This is a genomic window from Proteus penneri, assembly GCF_003144535.1.
GTDB lineage: Bacteria > Pseudomonadota > Gammaproteobacteria > Enterobacterales > Enterobacteriaceae > Proteus > Proteus penneri.
This window is the reverse complement of the sequence record NZ_PHFJ01000013.1, coordinates 95381-119053: the sequence shown is the minus strand read 5'-3', so window position 1 is coordinate 119053 and position 23673 is coordinate 95381. Positions and strand designations below refer to the sequence as shown.

Genomic DNA, 23673 nt, shown 5'->3' with positions numbered 1-23673 from the left:
TTTTCGTTTTTTATATGCGCCAGCCCGCCCCGCGATATAAGATCTCGGTGGTGGTGGTAATAATTGTCATGTTAGCTTGGCTGTAAATGCGCATAACTGTCCTGTCTGTCTCAAAATTAGTTTGACTATATACTGGTTAAAGCAAAGCGAGAGAGATGTCAAACTTTTTCTCTTTTTTTACTAAAAAACAAATTAGACTTAAATGAAATTTATTCGAATTTTACCCCTATTGTAGTATATAAATTACTATCACAAAGGGATAAGTAAAGAAAATAAGGCTACTATCTTAGAGTTATTTGGGCATTTGTACTTTTATAAGGAATAAGGTATTTTATGCTACTTTAATTTGTGTAACAAAACTGGCAAAAAAAATAAACCTCACTATATTTAACATATATTTTTCTTTTACATTACATAAATCAAATTATATAGTTAACTATTGAAATCAAGGTTAAGCTGTTATCTTGATTTTGATATGTGTCAACAAAAGTTAGCTTTTTAGATGGTATTTAATACAACTGGTGTTATATTGCTGTTAATAGACTATGGGCGTTTTGCATTCTGATTTTAACGTCCATTATCGATTAATTTTGCAAGTTTTGTAATAACGTGATGGTTATTTATCGAATTTCAATCTGGGTCTAGTTTTTACGTGCTAATAACAAAAATGAATAACCACACAAGCGCACACAGAAGTTAAACACAGATTTCCTTTTTCTATTTTTGGTAATTTTAGGTAGCAAATATGCAAACCCCGCACATTCTGATTGTTGAAGACGAAGTTGTTACTCGTAATACCCTGAAAAGCATATTCGAAGCTGAAGGGTATATCGTACACGAAGCCACTGATGGCAATGAAATGCACAATGTTCTATCTGATCATGATATTAATCTGGTCATTATGGATATTAACCTTCCTGGTAAAAATGGGCTGTTACTTGCTCGTGAATTACGTGAACAGGCAAGTGTTGCATTAATGTTCCTAACGGGTCGTGATAATGAAGTTGATAAAATCTTAGGCCTAGAAATTGGTGCCGATGATTACATTACTAAACCATTTAACCCTCGTGAATTAACGATTCGTGCACGTAACTTACTGTCACGTACCATGAATTTAGTTAATGGAACAGAAGAACGCCGTTTAGTCGAGAGCTATAAATTCAATGGTTGGGAGCTTGATATTAACAGTCGCTCACTAATCAGCCCTGCTGGTGAACAATATAAATTACCACGCAGTGAATTTCGTGCGATGCTACATTTCTGCGAGAACCCAGGAAAAATCCAAACTCGCGCAGAATTACTGAAGAAAATGACAGGTCGTGAACTCAAACCTCATGATCGTACTGTTGACGTAACTATCCGTCGTATTCGTAAGCATTTTGAGTCAACACCTGATACACCAGAAATCATTGCAACAATTCATGGTGAAGGCTATCGCTTTTGTGGTGATTTAGACGAGTGATTTGATACAATATCAATCAATTAACTAACAAAAAACCCCTGAATAATATTCAGGGGTTTTCTTTTATCTAAAAATGGATTAATAAAATAACAAAAGGTGAAAATTGATCTTCGCAACTATTTTGAAAAAAATATAACTTGTTTTTAAAAAAAATTTTAAACCTTATTCGTATTAATTTTATTAATCATTAATTCCTCTAGCAAATAAGAATCACTCTTTCCATGGCATAATAGGTACTGCACTAATCGCATTTTTTGGTGAGCCATCAATCACCTTATCGGAATAAGTTAAGTAAATCAGTGCATGACGCTCTTTATCATAAAAACGCACAACTTGAAGCTTTTTAAATACTAGCGATGTTCTTTTCTGGAAAACAACATCACCTCGGTTTTTTCCTTTAATAACCTTTTCGCTTAGTTCAATAGGCCCGACTTGCTGACAAGATATCGCCGCATCAGCTGTATCTTCAGCAAGGCCTAGACTTCCTGAGATCCCACCTGTTTTTGCACGACTTAAATAACAAGTCACATTTTTAACTTCAGGATCATCAAATGCTTCAATCACAATTTTATGGTTAGCACCAAAAAACTTGAATACCGTATCGACGTAACCAATTTCTTCCGCTTTTGCCATCAAAGAAAAAGGGAGTAAGATAGACACTGCTAGCATCTTTTTGAAATTTAACATATTTACCTTGTTCCATTGAAAAGATGAGAGAATAGTTTCATCTAGAATAAAACAATCTATTACTAACTGATAGAAGAATTTGTGTACATTAGTCAATGAAAAAGACTATATTTTACGATTGTCTAACAATATAACTTGTTATAGATGTTCAGGCTCTTTACCATCTACAGCAATAAACAAACGAATATGACTAAGGGAGATGTATGGATCAAACCAACATCATACGTGATTTGCTCGCTTGGCTTGATAGTAACCTCGATAAACCATTATCCCTCGATAATGTCGCAACCAAAGCGGGTTACTCCAAGTGGCATCTACAACGCATGTTTAAAGAAGTTACAGGACAAGCGATTGGTTCTTATATTCGTTCAAGGCGTCTATCTCGTGCGGCTGTTGCATTACGTTTAACGAGTCGCCCCATTTTAGACATTGCTTTGCAATATCGTTTTGATTCCCAACAGACGTTTACCCGTGCTTTTAAAAAGCAATTTAATAGAACTCCAGCACTTTATCGTCGTACTGATGAATGGTGCGCAGTGGGAATTTGTCCACCTATTACTTTAGATCCTCAAAAATTACCAAAATGGGAATTTGTACAATTACCTGAGAAAAAACTTATTGGTATTGAGCAAACATGTAGCCATACACTTGAACAATGGGCTGAAGCTTGTTCCGATATGCGCCAAACATTCTGGCGTTACTATATGAGCAAAATAAATGCGGTTCCTCATCAAGTTTATGGTCTTCATCATGCACAACATAGTGATGAACATGAAGATGAGCAACGTGTGCTTTATACCACTGCAGTTGAGCCTGACTATGCAACATTTATTGAGGATGATGCAGCCCATGAAGTCTCATTAGCAGGAGGTGATTACATTCGCTTTGATTTCGAAGGTGAGGCAAAACGAGGGGCAATGCAGGAGTTTTTATTCCTGATTTATGGTGTTTGTTTACCGAAAATGGGATTAACTCGCCGTAAAGGTTATGACGTCGAAAAATACTATCTTAAAAATGTGCGTTACAGCAATGAGATGGTGACTGAACCACAAGATCATATTGAACGATTTGAATATTACATCCCCATTAAACGTGAAGATGTAATGGCATAAGAAAAAGCTCTCTTGATAGTTGCGTCAAAGAGAGCTTTTACTTTTTAGCGTTGAACTTCATCTAATGCTGTATCAGTAAGATGACTCACATCACCCGCCGTTTCAATCACCCAGCCATTAGCAAGCCAAGGGCTATTTTGATAATCAACACGTGAAATTGAGCAATTACGCAGTCTTAAACGGCGTTCTGCATATGCAGGTAATCCCAATACTGTGCTCAATAAGCACCCTAAAGCAATACCATGGCTCACTAAGAGTGGACGGCTATTTTCGGGTAAATCAAGACATTGATTTAGTGCAGCCTGCATACGACTTGCTAATTCTGTCATTGATTCTCCTTGGGGAATTCGTCCATCAGGTGTACCATCAATCAAACTCTTGCGCCAAACTTCTTCTTGTGTCTTTAATGTTGCGATCTCTCGCTGTTCAAGAACGCCCATATTGAGTTCACGTAAACGTGGGTCAGTTATCACTTCACAGCCACAAGCTTGTGCAATGATTTCTGCCGTTTGACGAGTACGACCAAGATCGCTTGAGATAATGTGGGTAATGCCTGCTGATTTTACTTTTTCAGCAACTTGCTGTGCTTGACGCACACCATTCGCTGTTAGCGGGCTATCAGATTGCCCTTGAATACGTCTCGCCACGTTCCATTCAGTTTCACCGTGGCGAACAAGATAGACCTGTAACATACATTTTTTCCGTTATACTGCTCTAATTTTTCAAAGGATGATTAATTCATTATGTATCATGTCATTGCAGCCACTACGAATCCAGCAAAAATCAACGCGATAAAACTCGCTTTTGAGCAAGTGTTCGGTAAAGATACCTTTGATATTGAAGATATTAATGTCGATAGTCGTGTTCCACAGCAACCTATCGGAAATACAGAAACGAGAACTGGCGCACGCCAACGTGTGATGGCTGCTCGTCAAGTTCGCCCTGAAGCTGATTTTTGGGTTGGCGTCGAAGCCGGTATTGAAGATGATATGACCTTTGCTTGGATTGTTGTCGAACATGGACAAATTCGTGGGGAATCACGCTCAGCAAGTCTTATGTTACCCGAACAGATCTTAAAGGGGATCCGTGAAGGTCGTGAGCTTGGCGATGAAATGGCTTTCTTAACAAAAATTGACAATATTAAACAGCGTGGCGGTGCGATTGGTTATTTTACCGATGGCTTACTCAGTCGCACCTCTGTGTATCAACAAGCATTAGTTCTGGCATTAGTACCTGTCACTCACGATATTTATAAAGAACTCAATCAAAAAGAAGATTAATTATTAATCTGATGTGTTTTTTTTAGGTAGAAAAGAAAGCAAAAAGCCATTTAATTATTTGATTAAATGGCTTTTTATCTTTCTAGCTCACATTATTATAATGCAACTATTTTTTCGTCATTAGCTCTTTTTCAAGCCATAACTTCACTTCATGTGGTGCTGTTTTTAAGCTATTAGAGCCTCTAGTGATGGTGGCAATACCAACGCCTAACTCTTCTTTTAACTCACGCTGACTTAAATCCCCTCGCATTAACTCTTGCACAATGCGAACTCGTGTTGCCAAAGCACTACGTTCATCAGGTGTCATTAAAAGTTGTAAAATAGGAAAGTGCACATCTTGCTCAAATGCATGTTGTAATAACTCAACAAATCTTAGCCAGTGCTCATTCTCTTCAGGTGATAATGCAGGATCTTGCATCGTGAAAACCTCTTTTGCCACACTCATTAACTAGTACAAACTATATCATACTTTGCTAATGTACCAAGAGGCTCCCACGACAAATCGCCTTTTTATCCCTTAATAACGACTATTCCACTCATTTTCAGTCAAAACCGGCTGCTGTTCACCGGCAAAATAGCTATAGAAAACAGCAAAAGAGAGCACATTTTTGACATAGCCTCGTGTTTCAGCAAAAGGAATACTTTCAACAAACGCAATCGCATCTAGTTGGCCATTTGCATCAGATAACCAACGATCAACACGTGCAGGTCCTGCATTATACGCAGCACTTGCTAAAATACGATTTTGGTTAAAACGTTGATAAACAGAATCAAGGTAAGCCGTACCAATCTCAATATTTTTCACAGGATTGGTTAACTGTGCGCTACTTACATACCCCGTAATACCGGCTTGTTTTACCGTAAATTCTGCTGTTTTTGGCATTACCTGCATTAAACCTGTTGCACCCGCTGAAGAGCGTGCTTGTGGGTTCCACGCACTTTCTTGACGGGCTATCGCCATCGCATAATTACGGTCTATCGATTTATCTTTCGTGTATTGCTCAAACTCATTTTTCCAGGCAAGAGGAAAACGTTCTTCTAAGTGATCCCACATTTTTCCTGTAATGGTGGCTTGCACGGCTAAATCAGCCCATTTTTGTTCAAATGCATAACGTGCTAATTCAGACTGTATTTGTGCGGGTTGCGAAGCAACATAGTTTGCCCACTCTGAGCGCGCTAAGTTGTCCATTTGCCAATACATTAATTCACGAACACGTTGTACTTCTGGCTGATTAGAGATACTTGATGAAACACTTGGTGCCTTATCTATCACCATCACATAAGGCTTACCTAATTTGGTCGCGGCAACCATTGGGTAAAAACCACGATTTTGCGTCAGCGCTTCTAAAATAGCTTGAGCTTCGCTATTTTTACCTTGAGATTGCAATACCATTGCACGCCAATAACGCCACTCTTCCTTATTTTTACTTTCAGGAGAAAGTCTTTCTAACCACAATGCCAATTCAGCTGGTTGGTTTTGGCTTAATGCTAGGCGTACACGACGTTCACGCAGTGTATCTGATGCAGTATCTTGAATAACGCTATCACGCCATTTCACCTGCTCAGGTGTGGCATAAGGCATATATTGCCATGCCACAGTATCACGCATTAACTGGCGTTCACTCGCCGTCATTTTTTGGGCATGTGCAATATTATCCAGTTGCGCTCTAGCCGCATCTGCATCTTTTCTTGCCCAACGTGAAAATGCCGATTGTATGATAGAACGAGTGAAATCGGTTGGTGAAAGCGCGGTTGCATAGCGCCCAACTAAGTTTGGATAGTCTTGTAATTCAACCAAGGCATCGTTAATGGTTTGATAATTTTCTGGAAGGCGTCTTGCTAAATAAGCCGCCAGCCCTGTATTACCATTTTTAATCGCTAAATGAATTCTTTCTAATACTAATTCTGGTGTTAATTGATTCGCTTTTTGCCATTCATCAAAAAGAGGATCGCAACTTGATGGCATTGAAGTACCATTTAGCCATGCTTCTTTAGCCCCAATCCATGCTGTTTGAATATCACCTGTTGCCCATTTTGCATAATAGTAATTACATCTTGCTGCTTTAGGATTAGGTGGATTTGGACTAAAAGTCAGTAAATTTTGCCATTCTTGGCGCTTCGCTAATTCATTCACAAACAGCGATGGAAGCGCTCTTGCAGGAGGGAGTGTCGGGTATTTTTCAGCAAATTCAGAAACAACCGCCGGTGCCACAATATCAAGATTATCTGTGATTTGACGATATTCTAAATAGGGGTAAAGTGGGTAATCTTGCAATGTAGGCAGTAGTTTTTCGACTTCATCTGTTTTTTTTAGATCCCACGCTGCTTTAATTTCTTGATAACGAGCACGTTGTTCACTTAATGAGTCAGCATGTGCCCATGCAGAAAAGCACAATGCCCCTATTGCGAATGTTAACGACCACTTTTGCTTCACCACGTTATTTCTCCCACCTCAAATAAAACCACCAAAGAGTGAATACATTAGCTAATATGATAATCATTAACAATGTAAGTTCCCCTCTTTAACAGAAATTTTCTTCACTTTCAGAAGAAGCACGAAAGGTTGAGAAAAACCTCTCTTTTGACTAAGGTTTTCTTTTATAAATCGGGTATACTGGCGACTTTCATCATTTTCGGGTCTTTGGCAAATTACTGACATTGACTTTGCTATTGTTCATTTAGGTGCTCTAAAAACGCGGCTTAATTACAAAAAATTTGTTTTTATCGCGAAAAATGGCACCTCAGAGAAAATCTCTTTTATAATCAAAGGGTAATTATAGTGGCTCAATACGTTTATAGTATGTTGCGTGTCGGGAAAATTGTCCCACCAAAGCGACATATCCTTAAAAACATTTCACTCAGCTTCTTCCCGGGCGCGAAAATTGGTGTGCTTGGTCTAAATGGTGCCGGTAAATCAACATTACTACGCATCATGGCAGGTATTGATACTGATATCGAAGGTGAAGCACGTCCACAACCAGGCATTAAAATTGGTTACTTACCACAAGAACCAAAATTAAACCCTGAACATACCGTACGTGAAGCCGTTGAAGAAGCCGTTAGCGAACTGAAAAACGCATTAAACCGCCTTGATGAAGTTTATGCGGCTTATGCCGATCCTGATGCTGATTTCGATAAATTAGCAAAAGAACAAGGTCAGTTAGAAGCGATTATTCAATCTCATGATGGTCATAACCTTGAAAACCAATTAGAGCGTGCTGCAGAAGCGCTGCGTTTACCTGAGTGGGACGCTAAAATTGAGAAACTTTCAGGGGGTGAACGCCGCCGTGTCGCTATCTGTCGTCTTCTGTTAGAAAAACCAGATATGCTGTTATTAGATGAACCTACTAACCACTTAGACGCAGAATCTGTAGCGTGGTTAGAACGCTTCTTACACGATTATGAAGGTACTGTTGTGGCAATCACGCACGACCGTTACTTCCTAGATAACGTAGCGGGTTGGATCTTAGAACTTGACCGTGGTGAAGGTATTCCATGGGAAGGTAACTACTCTTCATGGTTAGAGCAAAAAGACGCACGTCTGGAACAAGAAGCCGCAACTGAAGCAGCTCGCCATAAATCAATCCAAAAAGAACTTGAGTGGATCCGCCAAAATCCTAAAGGCCGTCAAGCAAAAGGTAAGGCTCGTCTGGCTCGCTTTGAAGAACTTAATAGCGTTGATTATCAAAAACGTAATGAGACCAGTGAACTCTTTATTCCACCTGGACCGCGTTTAGGGGATAAAGTGTTAGAAATTAATAATCTAACAAAATCTTATGGTGATCGCGTTCTGATTGATGATTTAAGCTTCTCTATTCCTAAAGGGGCTATTGTTGGTATTATCGGCCCTAACGGTGCAGGTAAATCAACACTATTTCGGATGATCTCCGGCCAAGAACAACCCGATTCAGGTACTTTAGTGCTAGGTGATACTGTTAAGTTAGCCTCTGTTGATCAGTTCCGCGACAGCATGGATGACAGTAAAACCGTTTGGGAAGAAGTTTCAGGTGGCCAAGATATTATGCGTATTGGTAACTTTGAAATTCCAAGCCGTGCCTATGTGGGTCGCTTTAACTTTAAAGGCGTTGACCAAGGTAAACGTGTTGGCGAACTTTCTGGTGGTGAGCGTGGTCGTTTACACCTAGCTAAACTGCTACAAGTTGGCGGTAACATGTTACTGCTCGATGAACCAACCAACGACCTCGATGTTGAAACTTTACGTGCATTAGAAAATGCCCTGTTAGAGTTCCCAGGTTGTGCCATGGTTATTTCCCATGACCGTTGGTTCCTTGACCGTATTGCCACACATATCATCGATTACCAAGATGAAGGTAAAGTGGAATTCTTCGAAGGTAACTTTACCGAATATGAAGAATATAAAAAGCGTACATTAGGTAACGATGCTATTCAGCCTCGTCGCATGAAGTACAAACGTATGAGCAAATAATCGCATTTATTTACTCCATTCGATAACAAAAAAGCAGAGATTATTCTCTGCTTTTTTCTATTTTATTAGTTTAAAATTTAATAACTAATTGTAAAACATTAATAATTAACTCTCTTGCCTATAATCAAAACCTAAAGGTACGGTAAACGAAATATTTCCATTGACCAAACGATAGCTTTCAGGTGCTGGAAATGGCGAAGCGCGTTTAATTGTATTTAAAGCCTCTTTATCAAGAATACGATTACCTGAGGATGTTTCCACTTTTGCATCCAATAACTCACCTTTTGCATTTAACATAATAGAAACTTGTGTCACGCCTGTTGCTTTAAAACGCAATGCTGTTCGTGGATAGCGTTTATAGGTATTAATATGGCTATGAACCAAACTTTCCCACCCTATTTGTCCACTCACAGAAGAGGAAGATAAACTATTAAATTGAGCACTACTGCTTGTATTAGAGCCAGAAGCTGGTGCACTCGTTATATCTGATGGAGCTTCTGAGACAGGAAGATCATCAGGTACTTTTACCGCAACAGGTTTTGGTTTAACCACTGGCTTTACTTTTGGCTTTTCAGGAAGGCGTTCATAAGTACCTTGTTCAACCACAGGCATTTTTGGCAGATCCAATACTTCTTTAATTGGCTCTGGTTCGGTTTCTGCTGGCTCAGGAACAGACATCACTTTTTCAGGCCCAACCGGAACGTCTTTTGTTTCTGTCTGAGCCAATTGATAGATACCAAGATCCATTGTCATTGCGGGTGGTAAAACACCATAACGTTCCTCTTTAGAAGTTATCCAGCCAATAGCAACAACAACTAGCGTTACATGAAATAAAATACTGGCAGTTAATCCACCAATAGAAAACGACCAACGGCGTGGGAAAGTCGCCGACATACTACTCATAATTCTTGCCTCTGATTTTCTTTCTAATGAATTATAGGCATAATACAAACACAAATGATATTGCTTATTATTAATAATACAATAAAAAATTAGCTTGATAATTATCATAACTTGTTCGCTTGAGAAGCAGTAAGAGCTTATTATTTCACTCTTTTTTAAACACCAGAGATTATGGCTAGCAATAAATCATTGGCACAAAAAATTAGTTGTGCCTATCAATCAACCTATGGACAACTTGTGCGTTTTTTTCCACAAACGTACGGGTAATTACCATGATGCAGATGATTTGTCTCAAGATGTGTTTACACTATGGCTAAACAGAAAAGAACAAACACCTGTACAAGAACAGCGTGCTTTTCTGTTTAAAATAGCGAACCACGTTTTGATTGACCATTGGAGAAAAAATCAAAAGCAGAAAGATATCTACCAGGATGATTATGAATTAGATGATGCCGCTCAGAATTATACTACTGAGCTTGATCCGGGATACGTCCTTGAGCATCAACAACGTTTAGATCTACTTAGTGAAGCAATTGCCACGTTGCCCCCACGCCGCCGAGAAGCGTTTGTTCTTTATCGTTTTGATGGTTTATCACAAAGCGAAATTGCAGAGCAGATGGATATTTCAATCAGTATGGTGGAAAAACATATTGCAGCAGCCCTATTATATTGCAAAAGATATGTCGATGCAGGACAGGAGAAATGCACGAATGATGAGTAAGCCGGAAAAAAATATACCGGAAACTAAACCTCACACAGATGAGGGAGCAGATCTTCTTTTTTTAGAAACGGATGATGAATTACTCAGTGGATCACCTGATGAGCAAGCAGCTCTTTGGTTTACCCGACAACACAGTCAAAGGATAACCCCAAAACAACGCCAAGCGTTTAAAGTGTGGATAGAAAATGATGTAAACCGGCAAGCATATCAGGACATTGCAGGTATCTGGCGTCAATGCGATACATTACCACGACCAACAATAACCACGGTTGAAAAGAAAAAACACTCTCCTTGGCGCCCGATGATCCACACCACGGCTGCGCTTTGTTTACTCACCGTTTTATATCTCCCTTATAGTCATTTACCCGCATTACTGATGGATAATATGACGCTTGCAACCAGCAATTCACCAAAAGAAATGACCTTAGCTGATGGCTCTAAAGTCTATTTAGATAGAAATACACAGGTCAGAGTGGCTTACGTACAAAAAGAAAGACGATTATGGCTAGATAAAGGACAAGCCTATTTCAAAGTCAAATCAAATCCGTATCGTCCTTTTTATGTTCATGCTGATAGCCAATTAATTAAAGTTGTTGGCACTGAATTTGAAGTGAGTCACTATGATAACAATCAAGTTAACGTTGCTGTCCATGAAGGGATTGTCGAAGTAAAAGCCACACCCAAATCTTCTCCAGCCTATTTGTATGCAGGCTCTCAAGCCACCAGCACATTAGCCAGTGACAGTTTGGTTATCTCTTCGGTCAATATTGATTCCGTGGGAAGTTGGCGTTTTGGTCAACTGCATTTCTTTGAACGCCCATTGAATGAAGTAATAACCAAACTCAAACCTTATCTTGATATCAATGTTCACATTTCCTCCCCCGAAATTGCCAAAATGAAAATCTCAGGGATCGCTAACATTAATGATGCCGAAGAGTTTATTACCGCAATTCCACTTATATTGCCGGTTAATGTTGTTTTTACCGATAAAAATAATGCGTTAATTATCAATAAGTAAAAAGAAATATGAAAAATATTCTTTTTTACAGGTGAGGATAATTCTCATTTCACCCTCTTCCTTAGTAACAACAATTATTAAGTTAGTGAATGGGATTGGTGAAATGAAAATGAATAACAAAAAAGGGGCCCTTAAGAGGTCTCTGCTAGCATTGCTAATAAGTACCACTATTGCTGCACCTTGTGCTTATGCATCTACCATTTCTGTGGCTTTACCAGAACAGTCTTTGGCTGATTCATTGAGCGCTATTGCAAAACAGGGACAAGTCCAAATTTTATTTGATGCAAGTTCGGTCAAAAACCTACGTGCTCCAGCACTTTCGGGTCAATTTGAAACCCACACTGCATTACAAAAAGTCTTAATTGGGAGTGGGTTAGAAATTATTCCGCAAGGCAGTGGATTTGTTATTCGTCCTCTCGCCACGACTAACGCGATTGTTATTCCTGAAGTTAAAGTCACGGGTGTTGGTAGCAGTTATCACCCAGCTACTGATGTGGTTTCAGCCCCACAATACATTACTTCAGAAGAGATAAAACAGCGTAATACGGGTGATGGTAACATCACTGATTTACTCAAAAGTAACCCTGCTGTTCAATTTTCCAATAATGACAGCACATCAATGAATCAGGGTGAAATTAAACCTTCACGAATTTCTATTCACGGCTCTAGTAGTTATCAAAACTCTTACAAACTTGATGGTGTCAGTTTTAACAATGACTTTGACCCAGCCAACTCAGGTAATGGTGAAACCAACACGCGTGTTAGTAGTGATGAACAAGGGATGTACCTTGATAGTCGCTTAATTGATAGTGTTACTGTTTACGATAACAATATTCCGGTGGAATTTGGTGGATTTACAGGCGGTACCGTTGATGTACAGAGTCGTCGTTGGTCTGGCGAAACCCATGCTAATGCCTATTACCGTACGACACGTTCAAGCTGGAACAATATTTTCACCGATCCAAAACTAAATTTTGATACCGCCAATAATGATGTCAGTAATCCAGCCCGATTCCAGAAAAAATACGATAAACAAAACTTTGGTGGTTGGTTTGAAACAGGATTAACTGAGCATACCGGTTTAATATTCTCTGCATCTCGCCGTGAATCAACCATTCCTATGATGATCAGTAGTGCTGGTGGCTTTATCCATACACCTGACTATCAATTAGAACAAGTTGAACAAACCGCAGGTTATCGCGACCAAACTCGTACCTCAGATAACTATTTTATTAAATACTCTTGGGATATTTCAGATACTCAATCTCTTGATTTATCAAGTAATATTGCGCGTTATAAAAGCTATCTATTCTCAGGTTCAGTCTATAACTCAGGCTATGATAATGAGCATAATGGTTTAAGTTTTACTGCACTTTATAAACATAAATTAGATCTTGGTACTTTAGAATTAACAACGGGTTATCAAAAATTAGAAGATAAACGAACGAATGATCAAAATTACTTTATTCGTTTAGATGATGCAATTACTGGTTGGTCAACACCAACAAGTTATAACAGTGGTGGTCAGGGTGATCTAAAGAGTAATCAAGAAACTGTAAGTACTAAAGCGATAATGCGTTTTAACTCTTATGACTTAGGTTCAACCATACACCAACCTACAACCGGTTTTGAAGTTGCAAGAACCAAAGGCTCTTATATCAGAGATAAAGATTTTTATAGTTACTTCTATACGGGAATGACTGATCCTGATACAAACGAGTGGAGTGGCGGACGTTCAAATACAACACGCTTCCAATCAGGGAGCCATAGTGCAACCTATACAAATTATGCAATCTATCTTGATGACAATATTCAATATAAACGCTTAACCCTGCGTCCTGGTATTCGTTTAGATAGAGATGATTTTGTTCAAAGAAACAATATTTCACCGCGTTTAAGTGGTACCTATGATATTTGGGGCACAGGCAATACCCTCTTGATTGGTGGTGTAAACCGTTACTACGGTCGCTCCATGTTAACGTATGCATTGTATGGGGCACAAAATGCAGGTTTGCAACACTGTTACTTTGATTTTGAATCCTCTGATGCCAGCTGGTATAACCGTACTGATTTTGACGGCCTAGATTCGTTAAAAACACCGTACAACGATGAATTTACTTTAGGTTTACAACAAGAAATCGCCTCAACCACTTGGCGTTTACAATACGTTCATCGTAACGGTCGTGATGAAGTGCGTAGTGATACAAAATATCCTGATAGCACCGATTACGAAAAAATGAATATTCGTGCATTTAATAACAATGGTCGTAGTTCACACGATTCCGTGACTTTATCGGTGAAAAATAGCCAGCCGTGGGAATTGGCGCAAGCAGATCATGTTTTCAATGCTTCAATCAGTTGGCAACAAAGCAAAACGAATACCCCTAAAGATTCAGGTTATGCCGATTTTAGTCCAAACACTCAAAACGTTAACCGAAACAAAGTGTTCTATGATGGAAAAATCATTGATGCCAAAGATCTACCCTCTGGTAATTTCAACTCGCCATTAAAAATCACAGCCGATCTCACTAGCGTTTGGGATGAATGGAATGTGACGTGGTTTAACCAATTGCAATGGAATAGCTGGCGCTCTCAAGCAGAAAAAACCAATAACGGTAACCCGATCAAAACAGATGATGCTGGTTATATTTATGCCTATAAAAAACAAAATTACAGCAGCCGCTTTACATGGAATACCAAACTAAGCTGGCAACCTGAGTTTGCTTATGGTGTGGGTATCTCTGTTGAAGTGAATAACGTTCTTAATACTCGAAACGTTGCTGATCACTTCACTTACAAAGACAAAGAATACAAATCGTATGAACCAGGTCGTCAGTTCTGGTTACAAGTCAGCTACGACTATTAATAAATTGACGAAGTTAATGTGAGCAACCAAGTCGATACACAATAAAAATATGACCAATAAGCAATGAAAACAATAAAACAATTTTTCTATTTAGTTTCACCTTTTTGGGGGCGGCGTGCCGCCCTTTACTGCTGGTTTCTATTGATTGTCTCTTTGACCTTAACCCTGTCATCCGTCTGGTTTAACGTCAAAATGAATGAATGGAATGGTAGTTTCTATAACGCATTACAACAACTTGATGGACAAGCACTCTACAAGCTTCTTCAACAATTTGTCATTATTATTGCAGGATTAATTACTGTCGTAGTCATGGGCGATTTCTTACGCCAAAAAATGGTTATTCGCTGGCGCGAAGGCATGACTGAACAAGTGCTTGATCGCTGGTTATCAAAAAACAGTAAACACTATATGTTAAGACTGACTTCTCAAGAGCCTGATAACCCAGATCAGCGTATTGCAGAAGATATTCGTTTACTGATCGAATCAACAATGCGTTTAACTGTGACATTCTTGCACTCGTTACTCACGCTTATCTCTTTTGCCACCATTCTTTGGTCACTGTCTGGCACTATCTCTTTCACATTAGGTGGTAGTGAGTGGACAATTCCCGGCTATATGTTCTGGGCTTGTATTATCTATACCATTATCGGGATAACCATTACGCAGTTTATTGGCTCACCATTGCGTAAAATTAATATGGATAAGCAACGCAAAGAAGCTGATTACCGTACAGCACTCATCACCCGTAAACAACATGGTGATGCGATTGCAGGTCAGCGTGGTGAAATAAGTGATCGTAATGAATTAATGGGGCGTTTTTTAGGGGTCATTCGTAACTGGAACAACCTCATTCGCTACGAAAGAAACCTGGCCTTCTTTACTGTCGGTTATCAACAAGCCACTGCGATGGCACCGATTATTTTTGCCTTACCTAAATTCCTTGCTGGCGAGTTAATGCTAGGGGGATTAATGCAATTAAGACAAGCCTTCTCTAGTGTTGCAGGTGCATTAAGTTGGTTTATCTTCTCATATAAAGAGATTGCTGCATGGCAAGCAACGGTGACCCGTCTTTATAATTTTGTGGTGCTTTTAGAGCACGATCATGAGCCAGAAGTCGCAGATTTAAATGATAAACTGATTAAATTGAAGGCTAATCTTTCTCTGTTTATGCAAGATGACAGCCTGTTAATCCAAGATATTAATTTCTCGGTAAAAGCAGGTGAGTTAACCGTTATTGAAGGTTGCTCTGGTTTAGGTAAATCAACACTGCTTAGAGCATTAAGTGGGCATTGGCCTTATTTCAAAGGGGAAATTCAACGCTCGCCAAATGTGTGTTGGCTCCCACAACGTATGTACCTGCCTTTTGCACGTTTAGACAGCTTGCTCGCTTATCCTTGTCAGCCTAATCAATTCTCCGCTAAAGAGTATGAAGAAGCCCTTCATTTGGTGGGCTTAGACAAAATAAAAAATCAACTTTCACTGGAAACAGATTGGACAACACGTCTATCAGGCGGTGAGCAACAACGTCTTATTTTTGCCCGTTTATTACTCAATAAACCAGAGCTTATTTTATTAGATGAAACCACTTCTGCACTTGATGAACAAAATGCATTGAACATGTTGCAGTTGCTAAAACAACATCTGCCAACCGCAGGTATTGCCTTAGTGAGCCACCAGCGTTTTACACATCTAATTGCAGATAATGTGATTTCACTCAAATCCCCTACCGTGTCCTCCTCTCAACCTGTTGGAGTTACCGAATATGTATCGTAAATTACTGATTATTTCAGTCAGCCTTTCACTTTTAGGGTGTGCGGCAAGCACTCCTAATCAAAATGACAAAAGTACGTTATTACTGCGTCCTGATGTTCGCCATTTTACCCTAGATAATGGTTTAGACGTCTACTTACTGCAACGCCCACAATCCGGTGTTGAAATGCGTCTTTTGGTAAAAAGTGGCTCTGTTCAAGAAGATGAAAAACAGCTTGGTTTTTCACACTTTACTGAACATATGGCATTTAAAGGTACAACACATTTTCCAGGAACAACGGGCTTTAAACAACTTGAAAGCCTAGGCATGAAATTAGGTAGTCATGTCAATGCCGTAACAAGTTTAAATGCGACGACTTATAAGCTGTCATTACCGAATGCAAACCCGATCCAAATTAAGACGGGGTTAAAAATCTTATCAGATTGGGCATTTGAAATGACATTTGACCCTATTGAGTTTGATAAAGAGCGCCCTGTTATTGTTGAAGAGTGGCGTTTACGCCAAGGTATTGGTTTTCGTATTAACCGCCAGTTAGAAGAATTGCGTTACTACGGTAGCCGTTATCTAGATCGTGATCCTATTGGCGATTTAGAAATTGTTAAACATGGCGATGTGAAAGATGCAAAACGCTATTACGATACTTGGTATCAACCAGAAAGAATGGCGTTAGTACTGGTCGGTAACTTCAATCAGGGCGATGCCATTGCCGATATTAAGCAACTGTTTAATGCGAAAAATAGCGAAAACAAAGGAATTGATGATCCTGCTTGGCACAATTTTATCGACCATAAAGATCTACTGGTTAAAACAATTTTCGACAAAGAACAAGGTTCACGTATTTTACAGTTCACCTTGCAACGGACTTTGCCAGCACCTTTAAATAGCCGCCAAGGTCAATATGAAGATTTAATGGATTCATTATGGCTATCAATTTTAAATCAACGTTTCTCCACTATCGTTGATAATGGATTAATTGCGTCTATTAGCGCCAATACTCAAGGTGCAATGTTAGATGCTCGTCGTTCACAACAATTGATGATTGCACATCCTAAAGGTAATGATTACCAAGGCGCATTAGATATCTTATTTACAGAAGTTCAACGCCTCGCCTCTGTACCCGTTACTCAAGAAGAATTAGATAATGCTCGCAACGCAATGCTAAAACGCCTAAGCCAACAAGCTGCGGGGGAAGAGCGTTATGAGCACGATTATTTAGCCAACCAAATCACCACAGCCATTGAATTGGAAATGCCAATTCAAACTAAAAAACAGGCACTCAATTTAAGCTATCAATTAATCAATAAAGTGACCCCTGAAACATTGTCAGCTTATTTTTCTCAATATCTAAAACAATCTTCGCCACGCGTTGCTGTGATTGGTCCGGATAATGATGCTAGTTTGTTTAATGCAACTAAAGCAGCACAACGTTGGCAAGAAATTAGACAGTCAAATCCAGGCGCATTTACCCTAAAAACGCAAGCTGTTGTATTAGATATTAAACCTGAACTCACAGGTTCAATTGTTTCCACGCAATCACTCCCTATTGAAAAAACGCAACAGTGGACACTGAGCAATAACGTAAAAGTGATTGTGAAAAATGACAGTTATCTCAAAGATAATATTCAAGTTTCACTGCGTATTCCGGGAGGTTCTTCACTTGAAACCAATCAAAACTTAGGGATGGTGCAATGGGCGTTAAAACTACCTGAAGTCAGTGGATATGGAAATTATAATGCGCGTGAATTAGCATTATTTACCAAGCAACACCAAATTAGCTTGCGCCCTTATAGCGAACTGTTATTCCATGGTTTTCGTGGCGAAGCGCCAATTGATGAACTTGAAACCTTACTCACATTAATGCATCTAAAAGTGACTTCTCCACGGTTTAATGGCGAGAAGTTAGAGCAATAAAAGCAAGCAATGGCATTAGGTCTTTCAAAAACCCCCGTTGAACGTACATTCTTAGATAATATCAATAAAGAAAGTTATCAAAATGGTGAACGCCTTGTCGTTTCACCTCAAGGTACTTGGAAACAATTTACAGCCCAACAATTACAACAAACAAACCAAATGATCTTAGGACAACCTGCTGATATGACATTAGTTATCAGTGGCCCTGTCAATCTAAATCAAGTTAAACCGCTTGTTGAACGTTGGATTGCGAGTTTGCCAATACGTTCAGAGCAACGCTTATTTTGGGCAGATCCTGCGATTAACCCTAAACTTACCTCGTTTAGCAAAACATATCCTATTGCAAGTAGTGATAAGAGCATGATTAGCATTCAATATGCAGCACCTGCTCAATGGTCACAACAACGCGTATTAGCACTAAATTTACTCGATACCGTGATCAGTCAACGTTTAAGACTCAACCTACGTGAAAAAGCTGGTGGTATTTATTCACTTGGGTTCTCTGAAATGTTAACGAAAGTGCCGACAAGCTACTATACTGGTCGTTTAAACTTTACGGCATCACCTGAGCGCGCTGATGAATTAATTACTCTTGCTCGTAAAGTCGTGAATGAAGTAAAACAGTCAGGCATTACAGATAAAGAGTTACAAGAGGCTAAAAATATCTGGCTAACTGAAAATTCACAGGTAAATAACAGTGCAAGTTATTGGACAGAAGCTCTTGCACAAGTTGCAACTGATGACCAACAGTATCAGCGTTTACTCACTGAGCCTGCCATGATAAAAACATTAACTGTTAACGATATAAATCAAGTGGCTCGTCAATGGTTAGGTGAGAATGAAAAGGTATTTAAATTAACTCCTGCCAACAAAAAATAAGTCTTATCTCGTTAAAAAGAGAACGCCCAGTTTAAATAACCAACTGGGCGTTTATTCATCAATTTTAATCAAATTATAGTAATTAAATTCAAATTTATTGACTATTAGATTTATTAATCTTTTTTAACTGCAAAACGACCACTACCTAAAAACATCACCGCAATCGCGGCAAAGAGATAAAAGCCTGCACTTTCAGGAGCCCATCCCCCTGTTTTAGGGTTTAATGCAAATAGATCACCAGAATGAACCATCAAAATAGCAACAAACATCGTACCGGCTAAAACAAATGCTGAAACACGAGTAAATAAGCCAATGATCAGTAAGATAGGTGCAACGACTTCCCCAATCACCGTACCGTAGGCAATAAAGGCGGGTAGATTAAAATTAGCTAACATCCCCTGAATACCTGCTAACCCACCCGGTTCCATTTTATGAAGCCCATGTAATAACATTAAAACTCCAAGAGAAACACGTAATACCAATTTACCTAAGTCAGAACAGTCAACAAGTTGATTAAATTTATTAATCATAACGTCTCCAAATTCAAAATAGTGATGTGTGTTTTTAATACGTATTTGTAGGTACACTATATTATATGATGAAATATTATGAATGAGTGTGATTTTTATTATCACTATTTGTTCTCATTAAGTAATCACTTAGATTATTATTGCTTTATCGCCCTCTACTCACCTTTTCCATGATTAAGATCACAACTTGTTAACATAATAAACTCTTAATCACTCACTTCTCGTTATGCTAATAGATATCTCATCTGACCAGTCTGAAAAGGGTATCTGATGGCACATTATTCTCATCTATTTTCGCCTCTTGATTTAGGGTTTACTGTACTTAAAAACCGCATTCTTATGGGCTCTATGCATACTGGACTTGAAGAAAATCCGAATGATGCCCCAAAACTTGCACAGTTTTATGCCCAACGCGCAGCTGCTGGTGTTGCATTAATAGTGACTGGGGGGATCTCTCCTAATAAACAAGGCGTGTTATTACCACACGCTGCAACATTAATGTCTGAAAACCAACTAGCGACTCATCAGCTTGTTACTGATGCCGTTCATCAGCAAGGAGGCAAAATTGCTTTACAGATCTTGCATACAGGTCGTTATAGTTACCAACCTAACTTAGTTGCCCCTTCGGCTATTCAATCGCCAATAACCCCTTTTATGCCAACAGAAATGAGTCATGAACAAATTGAACAAACTATTAATGACTACATTCGCTGTGCTCAATTAGCCCAAAAGGCGGGCTATGATGGTGTTGAAATAATGGGCTCTGAAGGCTATTTAATTAATCAGTTTTTAGTCAGCCACACCAATCAGCGAGACGATCAATGGGGTGGTAATATTGAAAATCGTTGTCGCTTCGCTTTACGCATTCTTGAAGGCATAAAAAAAGCTGTTGGTGATCACTTTATTATTATTTATCGTCTTTCTATGTTGGATTTAATTAAAAATGGTTCAGATGCATCAGAGGTACTTTATCTTGCCAAAGCCGTTGAAAAAGCCGGCGCCACAATGATCAATACAGGGATCGGTTGGCATGAGGCACGAATTCCAACAATAGCGACCATGGTACCGAGAGGCCAATTTGCGAATGTAACGCGTGAATTAATGGGTAAAGTGAATATTCCACTGATTACATCCAACCGAATTAACACACCACAAACCGCAGAAGCTATTTTGGCAGAAGGTTGTGCCGATATGGTTTCAATGGCTCGCCCTTTTCTTGCTGATCCTGAGTTTGTACTTAAAGCACAACAGGGGCGCGAAGATGAAATCAATACTTGCATTGCTTGCAATCAAGCGTGCCTTGATGAAATATTTTCGGGGCAAACAGCATCTTGTCTTGTTAACCCTTTCGCGTGTCGAGAAACCGAACTTCTGGTTACTCCAACTCAACAACCCAAAAAGTTAGCTGTTGTTGGCGCAGGACCTGCGGGATTATCTTTTGCTATAACAGCGGCTAAACGTGGTCACCATGTAACACTGTTTGAAAAAGAAGATGTTATTGGTGGGCAGTTGAATATTGCTAGCCAAATTCCCGGAAAAGAAGAATTTAAGGAAACCTTACGCTACTTTAAACGACAGCTACAACTCACTGGTGTGATTGTTAAAAATAATACCGAAGCGACTCCTCATCATCTTGAGCACTTTGACGAAGTTATTTTAGCCAGTGGTGTTACGCCCCACAGCCCTGACATTGAAGGGCAAGATAATGAGATAGTTAAAACTTACCTTGATGTTTTAAAACACCATCAACCAGTGGGTAAAAATGTAGTGATCATTGGTAGCGGAGGTATTGGCTTTGATACGGGTCTCTATCTTACTCAAAAAGGGCAATGCAGTAGCCTAAGTCCTTGTGCTTTTAACAAAGAATGGGGCATTGATCCAACGCTTTCATATCGTGGTGGTATAAAACCAGAAAATCACTTAAAAGATGATAATAAACAGATTGTTATGACTCAACGTAAAGCCGGAAAGATAGGGTTGAATTTAGGTAAAACAACGGGTTGGATACATCGGCTAACATTAGAGAAAAAAGGCGTTAAATTCTTAACACATTGTCATTATCAAAAAATCACACCAGAAGGTCTTGTGATTGAACAAGATGGAAAACAACAGCTTCTTATGGCTGATAATATTATATTGTGTACGGGGCAACGCGCTTATCACCCTCTATTCGCACCTTTAGAAAAAGAAAACAAAATTGTTCATCTTATTGGCGGAGCAAAAGATGCACGCGCATTAGATGCGAAACGCGCTATTAGGCAAGGTACAGAATTAGCTCTCAATATTTAATCCTTTCCAGTGCTTGAGCAAAAAGAAACCCCACATAAATGTGGGGTTCTATTTTTTATTATTGATTATTATTTTTACAGCTCTTCCTGTCTTACTACTTACCCTTTTTACCCATTATTTTTTTCAGTTAATGGATTATCTGAAATACGATTATCTTCAGCAATACAGACTGTTGCAGTAAAGAGAACATCCGTTGCTGAATTCAATGCTGTTTCTGCTGAATCTTGTAACACACCAATCATTACCCCCACTGCAACCACTTGCATAGCGATATCATTGCTAATACCAAACATGCCGCAAGCCAGTGGAATTAACAGTAAAGAGCCGCCCGCAACACCCGATGCACCACAAGCACAAATCGCAGCAACAAGGCTTAATAACAATGCGGTTGGCACATCAACAGGCATACCCAATGTATTTACTGCGGCTAATGTCAAAATAGTGATAGTAATTGCCGCGCCACCCATATTGATGGTCGCACCTAATGGAATTGAAACAGAATAAGTATCTTCGTTTAAATTCATACGGCGACACATTGCCATATTCACAGGAATATTTGCCGCAGAGCTGCGTGTAAAGAAAGCCGTTACACCGCTTTCACGCAAACATGCCCATACTAATGGATATGGGTTACTACGAATTTTCCAAAATACAATTATTGGATTCACGACTAAAGCGACAAACAGCATACAACCAATCAGAACAGCAAGGACATGCAAGTAGCCTGCTAAAGCTTTAAAGCCTGTCGTTGCGATAGTTGATGACACTAAACCAAAAATACCGATAGGTGCTAAACGAATAACAACACGGACTAAGTTTGTCACTGCATCCGCTAAATCTTGCGTTAAGGCTTTAGTGGTATCACTTGCGTGGCGTAATGCCAGACCTAAACCGATAGACCACGCTAAAATGCCCATATAGTTACCATTGATAAGCGCATCAACAGGGTTTGCGACCACATTAATTAATACGCCTTTAAGCACTTCAGCAATATTCTCAGGTGGTGACAATTGTGATTCACTAACAACTAACGTTAAAACTGATGGGAACACAAAACTAGCAACAACAGCGGTTAATGCAGCAAAGAATGTTGCTAACAGATATAAAACTAATACGGGGCGAATATTCGATTTTTGCCCTTGACGATGATTAGCTATCGAAGCCATAACGAGTACCCATACTAAGATAGGCGCTACAGCTTTCAGTGCGCTAATAAACAGAGTACCTAATAAACTCATCATCTTGGCAACTTCTGGTGCTAACCAAGCCAGTAAGATCCCTGCAACTAAACCAACGAGTATTTGTTTAACGAGACTTCCCTTAAAGAACAGGCTGAAGACTCTGGATTGTTGTTTATCCATAGCTATTCCATTACTTAAAATAATATTTAAAAAAGGCATTTTTGAGTGTTTGCAATGCCAGTATAAGGAATTGAATCGCGCTGAAAAGCTGATTATGCAAAATATACAGCATTAACCGTTATTGTTAACAAATAAATAACATATCTGTGATCATAATAGGATTTTGTTCTTTTTAGTATACCGATCGGAAATGAAAGAAATTATTATTATCAGTAAGTTATACCTAGTCATCTTACTTGTTTTTTATTTTATTTCTCTGTTTTTTGATTTTCTTAATCAACCATCCCTCTTTTTTATTAACATTATCACTAACAATTATCCACCGTGCTCATCTTTGAATTGAATAAATAATAAACAAGAAAGTCAAACAAGATAACGTTTTATTTCTCTCAATTAATATTAAAAATTTATCTTTTATGATCGCTATAAAATAGAA

The 23673-nt window shown here is 39.0% G+C and carries 15 protein-coding genes and 2 pseudogenes; 10 read left to right on the top strand and 7 right to left on the bottom strand.

All coding sequences use genetic code 11. The features are described 5' to 3' along the window. Positions 1-745 precede the first annotated feature (745 nt). Positions 746-1462 (top strand): two-component system response regulator ArcA, encoded by a 717-nt coding sequence (arcA, locus tag CUB63_RS15295; RefSeq protein ID WP_006535263.1) that lies wholly within the window; start codon positions 746-748, stop codon positions 1460-1462. Positions 1463-1672: 210 nt separating this feature from the next. On the opposite strand, the gene creA is transcribed toward arcA, so the two are convergent. Beyond that, positions 1673-2131: a protein CreA gene (gene creA / locus CUB63_RS15290; protein ID WP_174704115.1), complete on the bottom strand. Its 459-nt coding sequence runs from the start codon at positions 2129-2131 to the stop codon at positions 1673-1675. Positions 2132-2352: 221 nt separating this feature from the next. On the opposite strand from creA, the gene robA reads away from it, so the two are divergent. Further along, entirely contained in the window at positions 2353-3261 is a 909-nt protein-coding gene (gene robA, locus CUB63_RS15285) for an MDR efflux pump AcrAB transcriptional activator RobA (RefSeq protein ID WP_109848419.1), read from the top strand. A gap of 44 nt (positions 3262-3305) precedes the next feature. Here the strand turns inward: robA and gpmB are convergent, their stop codons facing one another. Then, complete coding sequence (gpmB, locus tag CUB63_RS15280; RefSeq protein WP_006535266.1) at positions 3306-3953, bottom strand: 2,3-diphosphoglycerate-dependent phosphoglycerate mutase GpmB; 648 nt, start codon at positions 3951-3953, stop codon at positions 3306-3308. A gap of 51 nt (positions 3954-4004) precedes the next feature. On the opposite strand from gpmB, the gene yjjX reads away from it, so the two are divergent. After that, positions 4005-4541 carry an inosine/xanthosine triphosphatase gene (gene yjjX / locus CUB63_RS15275; RefSeq protein ID WP_023580954.1) on the top strand — a complete coding sequence of 179 codons (537 nt, stop codon included), beginning with the start codon at positions 4005-4007 and terminating at the stop codon, positions 4539-4541. 106 nt (positions 4542-4647) lie between these two features. Here yjjX and trpR read toward each other — a convergent pair whose 3' ends face one another. Both trpR and sltY read right to left on the bottom strand, forming a co-directional pair. Beyond that, positions 4648-4986, bottom strand: coding sequence for a trp operon repressor (trpR, locus tag CUB63_RS15270; protein WP_229096474.1), 339 nt, complete (start codon positions 4984-4986; stop codon positions 4648-4650). Between the two features lie 72 nt (positions 4987-5058). After that, positions 5059-6978, bottom strand: coding sequence for a murein transglycosylase (sltY, locus tag CUB63_RS15265; protein WP_006535269.1), 1920 nt, complete (start codon positions 6976-6978; stop codon positions 5059-5061). Positions 6979-7320: 342 nt separating this feature from the next. Between sltY and ettA the strand changes: the two genes are divergently transcribed. After that, positions 7321-8988 (top strand): energy-dependent translational throttle protein EttA, encoded by a 1668-nt coding sequence (gene ettA, locus CUB63_RS15260; RefSeq protein ID WP_036932999.1) that lies wholly within the window; start codon positions 7321-7323, stop codon positions 8986-8988. 105 nt (positions 8989-9093) lie between these two features. On the opposite strand, the gene CUB63_RS15255 is transcribed toward ettA, so the two are convergent. After that, positions 9094-9891, bottom strand: a complete 798-nt coding sequence (locus CUB63_RS15255) for an energy transducer TonB (RefSeq protein WP_006535271.1) — start codon at positions 9889-9891, stop codon at positions 9094-9096. 171 nt (positions 9892-10062) lie between these two features. Between CUB63_RS15255 and CUB63_RS15250 the strand changes: the two are divergent. From CUB63_RS15250 to CUB63_RS15230, 5 genes and pseudogenes are all read left to right on the top strand, one after another. Beyond that, positions 10063-10612 (top strand): annotated as a pseudogene (locus CUB63_RS15250) (RNA polymerase sigma factor). Beyond that, on the top strand, positions 10602-11630 hold the full coding sequence (locus CUB63_RS15245) for a FecR family protein (RefSeq protein ID WP_229096476.1): 1029 nt from the start codon (positions 10602-10604) through the stop codon (positions 11628-11630). The pseudogene CUB63_RS15250 and the gene CUB63_RS15245 overlap by 11 nt, the downstream one beginning before the upstream one ends. Before the next feature lie 103 nt (positions 11631-11733). Then, a complete protein-coding gene (locus tag CUB63_RS15240) occupies positions 11734-14496 on the top strand; it encodes a TonB-dependent receptor (protein ID WP_109848418.1) in 2763 nt (920 codons plus the stop codon). A 63-nt stretch (positions 14497-14559) separates the two neighbouring features. Beyond that, positions 14560-16269 carry an ABC transporter ATP-binding protein/permease gene (locus tag CUB63_RS15235; protein WP_109848417.1) on the top strand — a complete coding sequence of 570 codons (1710 nt, stop codon included), beginning with the start codon at positions 14560-14562 and terminating at the stop codon, positions 16267-16269. Next, a pseudogene (locus tag CUB63_RS15230) lies at positions 16259-19057 on the top strand (M16 family metallopeptidase). The gene CUB63_RS15235 and the pseudogene CUB63_RS15230 overlap by 11 nt, the downstream one beginning before the upstream one ends. A 113-nt stretch (positions 19058-19170) precedes the next feature. Here the strand turns inward: CUB63_RS15230 and CUB63_RS15225 are convergent. Further along, positions 19171-19587: a DoxX family protein gene (locus CUB63_RS15225; protein ID WP_109399343.1), complete on the bottom strand. Its 417-nt coding sequence runs from the start codon at positions 19585-19587 to the stop codon at positions 19171-19173. Between the two features lie 270 nt (positions 19588-19857). Here CUB63_RS15225 and CUB63_RS15220 point away from each other — a divergent pair, with 270 nt between their 5' ends. Beyond that, the gene (locus CUB63_RS15220) at positions 19858-21876 is read left to right on the top strand and encodes an NADPH-dependent 2,4-dienoyl-CoA reductase (protein WP_109848416.1); all 2019 of its coding nucleotides are present in this window, start codon (positions 19858-19860) and stop codon (positions 21874-21876) included. 107 nt (positions 21877-21983) lie between these two features. On the opposite strand, the gene sstT is transcribed toward CUB63_RS15220, so the two are convergent. Further along, positions 21984-23237: a serine/threonine transporter SstT gene (gene sstT, locus CUB63_RS15215; protein WP_072063746.1), complete on the bottom strand. Its 1254-nt coding sequence runs from the start codon at positions 23235-23237 to the stop codon at positions 21984-21986. Positions 23238-23673: the final 436 nt, after the last annotated feature.

Excerpts from the sequence above, each read along its gene's own strand:
- arcA (WP_006535263.1), top strand. The coding sequence starts at position 746 with ATGCAAACCCCGCACATTCTGATTGTTGAAGACGAAGTTGTTACTCGT.
- creA (WP_174704115.1), bottom strand. The coding sequence starts at position 2,131 with ATGCTAGCAGTGTCTATCTTACTCCCTTTTTCTTTGATGGCAAAAGCG.
- robA (WP_109848419.1), top strand. The coding sequence starts at position 2,353 with ATGGATCAAACCAACATCATACGTGATTTGCTCGCTTGGCTTGATAGT.
- gpmB (WP_006535266.1), bottom strand. The coding sequence starts at position 3,953 with ATGTTACAGGTCTATCTTGTTCGCCACGGTGAAACTGAATGGAACGTG.
- yjjX (WP_023580954.1), top strand. The coding sequence starts at position 4,005 with ATGTATCATGTCATTGCAGCCACTACGAATCCAGCAAAAATCAACGCG.
- trpR (WP_229096474.1), bottom strand. The coding sequence starts at position 4,986 with ATGAGTGTGGCAAAAGAGGTTTTCACGATGCAAGATCCTGCATTATCA.
- CUB63_RS15255 (WP_006535271.1), bottom strand. The coding sequence starts at position 9,891 with ATGAGTAGTATGTCGGCGACTTTCCCACGCCGTTGGTCGTTTTCTATT.
- CUB63_RS15245 (WP_229096476.1), top strand. The coding sequence starts at position 10,602 with ATGATGAGTAAGCCGGAAAAAAATATACCGGAAACTAAACCTCACACA.
- CUB63_RS15240 (WP_109848418.1), top strand. The coding sequence starts at position 11,734 with ATGAAAATGAATAACAAAAAAGGGGCCCTTAAGAGGTCTCTGCTAGCA.
- CUB63_RS15235 (WP_109848417.1), top strand. The coding sequence starts at position 14,560 with ATGAAAACAATAAAACAATTTTTCTATTTAGTTTCACCTTTTTGGGGG.
- CUB63_RS15225 (WP_109399343.1), bottom strand. The coding sequence starts at position 19,587 with ATGATTAATAAATTTAATCAACTTGTTGACTGTTCTGACTTAGGTAAA.
- CUB63_RS15220 (WP_109848416.1), top strand. The coding sequence starts at position 19,858 with ATGGCACATTATTCTCATCTATTTTCGCCTCTTGATTTAGGGTTTACT.
- sstT (WP_072063746.1), bottom strand. The coding sequence starts at position 23,237 with ATGGATAAACAACAATCCAGAGTCTTCAGCCTGTTCTTTAAGGGAAGT.